The organism is Mycobacterium terramassiliense, assembly GCF_900157385.1.
Taxonomy (GTDB): Bacteria; Actinomycetota; Actinomycetes; order Mycobacteriales; family Mycobacteriaceae; genus Mycobacterium; species Mycobacterium terramassiliense.
The window spans coordinates 396,712-405,962 of record NZ_LT717697.1; the positions used below are offsets into that span (position 1 = coordinate 396,712).

General features: G+C 67.5%; 6 protein-coding genes and 1 riboswitch. All 6 genes read right to left on the reverse strand.

Going from position 1 to position 9,251, the window contains the following annotated elements:
* Positions 1–145: 145 nt before the first annotated feature.
* Positions 146–958 (reverse strand): ATP-binding protein, encoded by an 813-nt coding sequence (locus MTAB308_RS02045; RefSeq protein ID WP_077097369.1) that lies wholly within the window; start codon positions 956–958, stop codon positions 146–148.
* Complete coding sequence (gene istA / locus MTAB308_RS02050; protein ID WP_077097370.1) at positions 955–2,508, reverse strand: IS21 family transposase; 1,554 nt, start codon at positions 2,506–2,508, stop codon at positions 955–957. The genes MTAB308_RS02045 and istA overlap by 4 nt, the downstream gene beginning before the upstream one ends.
* A 451-nt stretch (positions 2,509–2,959) precedes the next feature.
* A riboswitch (M-box (ykoK) riboswitch) is annotated at positions 2,960–3,136 on the reverse strand.
* Positions 3,137–3,218: 82 nt separating this feature from the next.
* Positions 3,219–4,442 (reverse strand): PPE family protein, encoded by a 1,224-nt coding sequence (locus MTAB308_RS02060; protein WP_077097371.1) that lies wholly within the window; start codon positions 4,440–4,442, stop codon positions 3,219–3,221.
* A 587-nt stretch (positions 4,443–5,029) separates the two neighbouring features.
* Complete coding sequence (gene eccA, locus MTAB308_RS02065) at positions 5,030–6,862, reverse strand: type VII secretion AAA-ATPase EccA (RefSeq protein WP_077097372.1); 1,833 nt, start codon at positions 6,860–6,862, stop codon at positions 5,030–5,032.
* On the reverse strand, positions 6,859–8,064 hold the full coding sequence (gene eccE, locus MTAB308_RS02070; protein WP_077097373.1) for a type VII secretion protein EccE: 1,206 nt from the start codon (positions 8,062–8,064) through the stop codon (positions 6,859–6,861). Before eccE ends, eccA begins: the two co-directional genes overlap by 4 nt.
* A gap of 19 nt (positions 8,065–8,083) precedes the next feature.
* The coding region (locus MTAB308_RS02075; protein WP_157900888.1) for a S8 family serine peptidase at positions 8,084–9,251 on the reverse strand (1,168 nt) is incomplete at its 5' end.

The window sequence follows — 9,251 nt, forward strand, 5'->3', positions numbered from 1 at the left end:
ATACGCGCGCATGGATAAACGACATCGCAGTTCTCCTCACTGTCGCCTGCCAGGGTGATGGGACCTCTGGTTTGCCATGAGCATGGGACCGGGTTGTTCCGGTTGTAGGCCGTGTGTTGATAGTGGCGGAAGGGGTGGTTGCCGGTCAATCCGACGCAGTCGGAGAGGCCGGCTTTCGGTTTCCTGGCTTCTGGCGTTGCCGGTAGGACTCGCCTTCGACGACGAGTTCGTAGGCCGCTGATTGCAGTCGGTCCATCGCGGATTGGGCCAGCAGCGGGTCGGCCATCATGGTCAGGATCTCGGGTGGTTCGCGGTTGCTGGTGATGACGGTCGATGCGGCGCGGTGGCGTTCGACGATGATCTCGTAGAAGTCGGTCGTCTCGGTGGCCGCCAGGCGGTGCAGCGCGAGGTCATCGATTATCAGCAGTTCGACGCGGTGCAGTTTGCGCATCTCGTCTTCGTAGCTGCCGTCCAGGCGTGCCCCGCGAAGGCGTTTGAACATTTTGTCGGCCCGTTCGGTGTGCACGCTGTGATGCCGGCGTACCGCGATGTGACCTAATGCGTTGGCCAAGAACGTCTTTCCCACTCCTACCGGTCCCATGACGAGCACGTTGTAGGCGTCGGCGAGGAACCGCAGTGAGGTCAGCTCGGCCCATAGTTGTTGATCGAAAGCCACGGCGGCGGAGTAATCCCAGGCCTGTAGCTGCATGGCCGGATCGAGATGGGCGGCCTTGGCGCGCCGGGTCGCGGATTCGCGGTCGCGGCGGGTGACCTCATCTGCGAACAACAGTTCCAGGAAGTCGTGGTGTGGTAGCCGGTTGGTACGGGCCAGCGCCAGCCGTTCGGGCAGCGTGTCGAGCAGCTGGCCGAGTTTGAGGCGGCGCATCAACGCTTTGAGCTCGCCGGACACCTCGATTGGCTTGACCGCCGGCGTGGCGTCGGGGCGCTGTGGGCTCATGAAGGCCTCCGCACCGCGAAATCAGAGCTTTCTCGGACAAACCGCGACGCTGCCCCGGGCGGTTTCGGTAGCAGGGGCAGTTGTTCACCGCCGCCGCGGGTCAAGATCCGCTCGATCAGCCCGACGTCGATCACCTCGGCGTCCAGGGCACGCCGGCACGCGTCGTCGACCTCCTCGGCGCCGTGGCGGCGCACCAGCCCCAGCAGCCGGTAGACCTGACGCATCTTGGTCCACGGCAGCGGATGCTCGAGCACCGCTGCCGCGTAGGTGCCGACATGGGTGCCGTGGGCGGCTGCCTTGCGCTGCAGGGCATTCAGATCACGCATCGCATAGACCGACACCTCAGAGGGAAGATCGGCCGGATCAGTATGGCGGCGACCCGGGGCCACGACCGGATGCACCTTGATCAGCTCACCACGCCAATAGAGCTTGACCGAGTGTGCATCAGCACGGGCCTCGATGCGCTTGCCGACCAGCTCTCCGGGCACGCTGTAGAGGGCTTTGGCGACCTGGACGTGGCGGTCCGGGGCCACTTTCGGGCGCGTCCAGATCGGAACGTCGAAGGCGGTGTCGGATACGGGCCCTAGTGCGGGCAGCTCATCGCCGATGAACACCTCGGCCGGCCGCAGGCGGGTGGTGCCGTGAATGCGCATACCGGCGGTCTGAGCGCACCAATGTTCGGCGCGGCTGCGACAGTCATTGAGATCCCGGAAATCTTCTCCGGCAAAGAAATTCGATCGCACATACTGCACCATGCGTTCCACCCGTGGCTTATCTTTCGGGCTACGCACCCGCGCCGGGTCGACCGCAAACCCACGAGCCTGCGCATACTCGCGGAACGCATCGTTGAGCCGAGGCTCGGTCGCATGCGCGGTGGTGACGATGGCTTTCATGTTGTCAGGGATCACCACCGCGAACACCCCGCCGAAGAACGCCCACGCCGCATCGAACCCGGCGATCACATCGTTCAGGGTCTGGCGGTAGGTGGGCCAGACGAACATGTGCCGCGAATACACCGCGGTAAAGATCAACCCCTGCACGACTCGGCGCCGACCATCGCTGGCGTCGGTGAGCATCCCGAGGCGGCCGAAGTCGACCTGCACCTCCGCACCCGGTTCGCAGTCGGCCACCGGCACCGTGGCTTGACGGCGTCCGAAATCCAATTCGGTTGTGGCGTAACGATTCAGCGTCCGATAGGACACCACCACACCGCGGCGCCCAAGCAGCGTGTGGATCTTGGTCAGCGTCAATCCGTCTTTGAGCCAGGCCTTGATCTGCTCATGCTCTGCAGCGATCGTCTCCCACGCCAGGCTCTTGCCGCTGGGCCGGTGCGGACGCACTCCGGCAATCACCGCCGCGATCAACTCATCAGTGAGCTGACCGTCTCCACCATCGCGGTCCAGCCCACTAGCACGGGCTCGGTCGACGTAGCGTCGCACCGTTTTGCGGTCGGTGCCCGACAGCCGGGCCACCTCCCGCAACCCCAACCCCTGCAGCCACAGCCGCAGCATCTCCACGATCTCGATCACCGACACCTCCCGGTAGCTCATCAGGCCAATACAGCGGCCCAACTACCGGAAGAACCCGACACCACGCCGGGTGGTCCCATAACTGGCAAACCAGCCAGTCGAGTGGTCCCATCAATGGCAAACAGGTGGTCCCATGCTCATGGCAAAACCAGCTCTGAAGTGGTCCCATTCACCTGGCAGCCGACATCACGGGATAGGGCCGATCCCGGGGCGCCTGGCCAGTGCCGGTTACTTCCGCGCATGCCAAAGCCGCAATCCGCGAAGCGGACGCGTGCGGACGAGGCCTGTCGGGGCGAGCCGTTCAGACTGTCAGAAAGGAGCCGGGGTCGGATGGAAACGAAACGGTCGATCTGGCATACGGAATATCGTCGAGACTCATTTCGCTCTCACCTCCTCACGGCCTTGGCACACGGGGATGCCTTTTTACCTGCGCGGCTCGCACACGGGGAGGAGGGTCAGGACGGGACGCCCGATCGCACCCCTCTCGTCAGAGCTTCGGCACCGCACGGCGTATCCGGCTCGACTCGAGCTGAAAGCCACTTGGGCTCAACCCTTAATCCGGGAAGAGCTGTCCTGACCCTGGGCGTCTTTCGACGTTCGAGGTCAGTGGCCTGTGTCCGTGCAGACGCCTCACCTAGCGAGGTGCTTGCAGGGGCCATCGTGGCATCAGAGCGTAGGGGCAGTCAAGCCTAGCTGCCACACGCTTGCAACAAATCGGCCTTTCCTCGCGGCTATCCGGCCGCCGGAGGGCGCGGCATGACGGTCACCCGGAACCCGTAGCGAGGCCCATGTCCCATCCCGCCGCCGGCCGTGGACGCGGGCATCCCGGGCATGCCGGGAACGCCCGGCGGGACGGCTTCCGCAGCGCCGGCGCCGGGGCCGACGGCGTTGGTCCACCCGCCGCCGGCGAACGTCGCGCCGGCCGGGTTCGCCACCTGCGCGGCCGCCGTCCAGCTCTGCGGTACAGACAGGCGCCCGACCAGCGCGGCCTGGTTCGCGCCGGCCGAAATCGGGGCGGCGCCCGGCAAACCTGTTGCGTCGAACGCCGCGCCGGTCGAGCTGAAGGGCACATTCGGTGTGATCAACGGCGTCCACCCCGCGTTCCCGGAGCCGGCGCCCATGGGTGGCAGCGCCGTGGTCCCCGGTGCTCCGCCCACCGCAACCGCGTTGATGTCGGCCATCGCCGCCGTAACCGTCTGTTGGAGGATGGCGGGGCTGGTATATCCGGCCGAGACGAACCCGTTGACGAAGTTGGAGTCCAGGAAGTCCCAGAGGTTGGTCGGAAAGCCGGCCGCCGCGGGAGTCGTCAGTTGTTGCAGCGCGGCAGGAATCGCGGATGTCACCTGAGCCAGCGTTTCCTGCGCGCCCGAGGCCGCGGGGGCACCGGTGGCTTGGGCGACGGCCGCGGCCTGGCCGGACTGGCCGGCGGGATTGGTTGTCTGCGGCGGCGCCGCGAACAGCTTGAGTGACGACGCCGCCGCCGAATTGGCGGCGTAGCCATACATCGCGGCCGCATCCTGTGCCCACATTTCGCCGTATTGGGCCTCGGCGGCCGCGATCGCCGGCGTGTTCTGACCAAGGAAGTTGGTCGCGAGCAGCGTCGTCAACAGAGCCCGGTTGGCCGCGACCTCCGCCGGCGGAACCGTCAGCCCAAACGCGGACTCAAAGGCGGCCGCCGCCGCCGACGCTTGGCCGGCGGTTTGGTCGGCCTTCGCTCCGGCGGCGCTCATCCACGCCAGGTAGGGAGTGACCGCGGTGGCCATGGACGCCGACGCCGGCCCCAGCCATCCTTCCCCGGCCAGCCTCGAAATCACGGTCTGGTACGACGATGCCGCGGTATGCAGCTCCGCGGCGATGCCCGCCCAAGCGGTCGCGGCGGCCATCATCGGCGCCGAGCCGGGTCCGGCGTACATCCGGGCGGAATTGACTTCCGGTGGTAACGCTCCGAAATCCATTGCCAACACCTCCCTTAACCAACCGCGGTGACGTCGGTGACTTCATCGGCCAGTGATTCGTGTTGTGCCCCAACGAAAGACATCGGACTTCTCCTTAACGAATAGTCCGACCCGGCAGCGACCGGATCGGAACGAAACGGTCATAGTTTTCCCGCATGCGCTGTCAGCTCGGCCAGTTCGCCCACCTCCCGTCGGGGGCGCACGGCACGCCCGGGCGTGCCGCGACGGTGGTGGCTCACCTCGGCGACCGGGACGCGAGGCGACAAGGCGCGACCGGCGAGGGTCGGGTGTCGCCCATCAGAGGGCAGGGGCCGTCCTGACCTTGGGGCGGCTTGCGGCGATCGACCTAAATCCCCTTCTCAAAACCGATTCCGTGGGGAAGTGCGCTCGGTGACGAGCACGCAGAATGATGCTTGCACCACGAATGACTCAGCGCCAACGGAGGCGCGCAGCCGTCGCCGATTGATAGAAAACTCATAGAAATCGCTGAATGGCCGCGGCCGCACAGCGAATTCCAGAACTGCTCGGCCCGGGCGCCGCGAAGGAGTAACCGCGCGGGTCAGCAGCCGCGACGGGCGGCGGCGCTACTATCCGGTCTTCTTCTCGGCCACCGCCGCCTGCAGCCCCTCGGCCAGGTCGTCGCGGGTCAGTTCCTTGAACCGGAGCAGTTGGGCCTCGCTGAATTCGGTGAGATCGCTGGCCAGGACCGCGTCGAGGTCCTCGTCGTCCAGGCGGAAGCTGCGGTGATCCCGGGCCTTCTCCACCACATTGCGGACGAAGCCGGCGTTGCCGAGCGTGTCGATGCCGCGGATCAGGTCCCCGTCTTCTGAATAGGTCTCGTCGAGGTAGAACTTGGTGTACGACGGCAACAACACCTCGACCTCGGAGTCGGCGACGATGTCCTCGTTGTTGCGCGCCATCAGCTTGGTGAGGGCGATCAGCTCGTCCGGGGTGTAGCTGAAGAATTCGATCACGGTCGAAAAGCGCCGTCGCAGACCCTGATTCACCTCGAGCATCTTGTCCATGGCCTTGGCATAACCCGCTCCGAAAACCACCAGCTCGTCGCGATGGTTCTCCATGTAGAGCAGGAGGGTGTTGATGATCGCGTTGCCGTAGGGGTCGCCCTGGTGATACCCGGTCTCGTGCAGGGTGTGCATCTCGTCGAAGAACACCGCTCCGCCCAACGCGCCCTCGAGCATTTCCTCGGTGTTCTTTTCGGCGTCGGCCATGTACCGGCCCAACAGCTTGGTGCGGCTCGTCTCCACCACCACGGGCTTGCGCAACACCGTGAGCCCGCACAGCTGCTTGGCGAAGGCGCGCGCCACCGACGTCTTGCCGGTCCCGGGCGGCCCCAGCAGCAAGGTGTGGCGCGAAGTCACCGGCACCGGAAGGCCCATCTTTTCCCGGGCCAAGTTCACCTTGGTGGTGGATTTGATGAGCTTGATTTCGCGCTTGGCCCGTTCCATGCCCAGCATCGCGTTGAGCTCGGCGTCGCCTTCGGCCAGGTATTTGGCAGCCTCCTGGGCGTGGCGGGCGGCCTCGGTCTGCGCGCGCGACGGCGCGCTGTCCGGATCCCACGGGTCGGTGCGAGCCTCGATCGTCTCGGGATCGGTCAGCACCAGCCGGTAATTGGGGTTGTCGAGCGCTTCCCGGGCCGGGGCGAACTTCGGATCCCGCGAGTACACCCGTCGCAGCAGCTCGACGGCCTCCTCCTCGCGCCCGACGTGCCGCAGGCACATGCCCTGCGTGTAGAGGGCGATGTTGGCCGCCCCCGGAACCCGGTCCCCCTCGACGGCGGCCTCGCCGCGCCGGAAGGCCTCCTCGAAGACGCCCAAGGACGCCAGCGCGGTAGTCGCCATCGCCGCGCCCGCGGCCTTCAGCTCGGGGTGCCGCCAGGTCTTTCCCTCGGGGAATTGGACCAGCACGTCGGGCCAGCGCCCGGTGCGGAAGTACAGCACACCCCGCACGTAGTTGACCACTTCCTCGTCAAAGGGGTGGCGGGGCTCGACGCCGTCGAGCAGCTTCGCGGCCTCCTCGTACCGTTTCGCCTCGGCGAGGACGGCGGCATAGGCACACGCCAGCGACTCCACGCTGGTGACGGCCAGGCGCAAGAACAACCCGTCGGACACCTCGGGCCGGAACTGCAGATCGGTGACGCCGAGGCGGCGGGTTTCCCAGCCGAACGTCCGGACCGAGGCCCACGCGCCGGCGAGCACCTCGATGGTCTGCTCCCCCGCCAGCATCCGCGCCAGCCAGCCGTCGCACATTCCCGGATCAAGGGTGGTCGCCGTGGTGAACATCTGCGCCGCCACCTGCGGGTTGTGGCTTGGCTGCAGCCCGTTGACCGATATTCCGGACGCCAGAAGACCGGCGACCATGGCATTACGGGCGTCTTCGGCGGTGGATTGCGACCGCGTCATTGCGCTGCGGATACGCTCGCCGCGCTTTCCCGAATCTGACCGAGCGACAGCGTTAGATCCTCGTCATCGAGCAACGGACGGCTGGGCACGACCAGCAGCGGGCGGGCCGCCGGAGCGGGCAAGCTGGCGCGCACGGCCGCCAGCTGGCGGCCGGTGAGCCGGTTGAGGCCGGACGAGACGTTTCGCGGGAGCCGGCCTTCGCTGTGGTAGCGCACCCACGCCGCCAGCTGGGGCCGGCGGCCGCTGGTGCCGAGCCGGACCGTGATCACGGCGGCCCCCACGTCGGGCAGCAACAAATCCTCGAGGGTCTCGGTGGAGATGTCCGACGGCGTCAACCAGAAGCTCGCGGCGAACCCGTTGAAGTGCTTCAGGTGCCGCCATCCGGGGCGGCTCCAGGTCGGTTCCAGGTCGGCCAGCACCGCGCTGTCGACCTCGGCGAGCTCGTCGGCGGTCAACGGCCTGGCCACACACGATTGCCCGTCGAGATCCTGGGCGAGCCGCTCGGTCGCCGCTGCCAACGTCGACGCGAGCGAATCGCGGGCCGCGACGGCGGCGACGTTACGCTGCGGGTTCATCCGCAACACCAGCCAGGTCCGGCGCACGTAGGAGGTGGGCTCGTCGCTCACCACCCCCCACTCTTCGGGGCCCCAGTCATCGAGCTTGGACTTCTCGGCCGCCCGCACCTCGGGGCCGCCGCGGCGAACCTTCATAGAGACGATGTCGATGCCGTCGAGGTGAATATCGAACTGGCGCAAGCCATCAGCGACGGCCTGCACCGGCAGGATGCCGGCCGTCGTCCGGTGCCGGTGGCGCCCGGAGGCGTCCTCTTCCCCGCCGTCGACCGCGATCACACTCACCAGGTGGCCTTCGTACTGGCGTACGCCGACCTTGTCGCGCCCGAAGCGGCGCTGGTGATCGATCGCGGGCGTGCAACCCGCCGTCAGCGCGGTGCCCGGGTCGGCGGACCAGTCCCACAGCCACGTGGCCAGGCCGGAGGTCACGGTCAGCCCGTGGTGGGTGACCAGCGACAGCAGCGTCACCAAGGACGCCAGGCCCACACCCACCCAGAACGCGATGTGGTGGTCACCCTGCCAGGAGGCCGGGCAGTGGCTGGCCACCAAGAGGATCAAGATGTCGACCAGAAACACGGCCGTGACGCGCGGCCACGACAAGGACAGTCCAAAACTGCGTTGAGCCTTCATTACTATCGCTGCTCCGACCTCATTGCTGCTTTCGTGTTCGCTTGATGAACACCGCGATCCCGAACACCGCGCCGCCAATCAAGAGAGCCGCGGTCAGCCCTCCGGCTGCCACCCATATTGGCACCATATCGCGGTGCGGGGCCGGCTTCGGGATGTTCAGGGGCGCCGACAGTTGCTGCGGCGGCTTTGCCGGACCGTCGGGCACATCCCAGGTCAGCGCCGCCACCGGGTCGATCACGCCGTATCCGACCTGGTTGTCCACCCCGCGCGCCGGCGCCCTGGCGGTGCGCTCCAGCCGGTTGATGATCTGGTACGCCGATAGCTGCGGGTACTTGGCGCGCACGAGGGCGGCCACGCCGGACACGATCGCGGTCGAGAAGCTGGTGCCGGCCGGGACCAGCAGCGTGTTGTCCGGGCCGTCGATGGCGTTGATCAGGCCGTCGTCCCGCGGCGAGAGCCCGATGACGTCGGTGCCCGGCGCGGCGATGCCGACCCACGGTCCCGCGACACTCGACGAACCCTGGCCGCCGCCCTGGGTGAGCGGCCGGCCCTCGGTGTCGACCGCGCCGACCGTCAGGACGTAGTCGCTGTACCAGGACGGAGTCACCACGGTGCTCACACCGCTCCAGCCGCGGGGGTCCTTGGGCTGCATGGGGTCGAAGGCCGGGTTTTGCTTGCAGTCCTTCTTGCTGGTGTCCCCGGCCGCGGCCACGATGACGACGTTCTTGTCGACCGCGGCGTACCGCACGGCGGCACCCAGCGTGCGTTGGTCGATGATGTTGCGCGCGCTCATGCACGTCACGTCGGAGATGTTGATCACCGTGGCGCCCAGGTTCGCGGCGTGCACGATCGCCCGCGCCATGGTCTCGACGTCGTCGATCTTTGCCCGCGTCTGCGGATCCTCGTCTCCGGTGTAGGCGTCCTTGAGGCCGAACGCCTGGCTCGACTGCCGGATCGAGAGGATGTCGACGTCCGGCGCGATGCCGCTGTAGGCGTCGGGGGCCTGCGACGACGGGGCTCCCGGCGGCGGCGCCGGGGGCGGCGGCGGCTTCGGCGGGTCGAGGGGGCGCGGCGCGGTCGGGTTGACCGGGTTGTCAACGCCGACCACCTGCCGACCGCCGGAATAGCTGGGTATCGTCACCGTGCCGCCGGAGTGGCTCGCGGCGGGGGCCCCGCCCCCCCCCGCC

Excerpts from the sequence above, each read along its gene's own strand:
- istA (WP_077097370.1), bottom strand. The coding sequence starts at position 2,508 with ATGAGCTACCGGGAGGTGTCGGTGATCGAGATCGTGGAGATGCTGCGG.
- MTAB308_RS02060 (WP_077097371.1), bottom strand. The coding sequence starts at position 4,442 with ATGGATTTCGGAGCGTTACCACCGGAAGTCAATTCCGCCCGGATGTAC.
- MTAB308_RS02045 (WP_077097369.1), bottom strand. The coding sequence starts at position 958 with ATGAGCCCACAGCGCCCCGACGCCACGCCGGCGGTCAAGCCAATCGAG.
- eccE (WP_077097373.1), bottom strand. The coding sequence starts at position 8,064 with ATGAAGGCTCAACGCAGTTTTGGACTGTCCTTGTCGTGGCCGCGCGTC.
- eccA (WP_077097372.1), bottom strand. The coding sequence starts at position 6,862 with ATGACGCGGTCGCAATCCACCGCCGAAGACGCCCGTAATGCCATGGTC.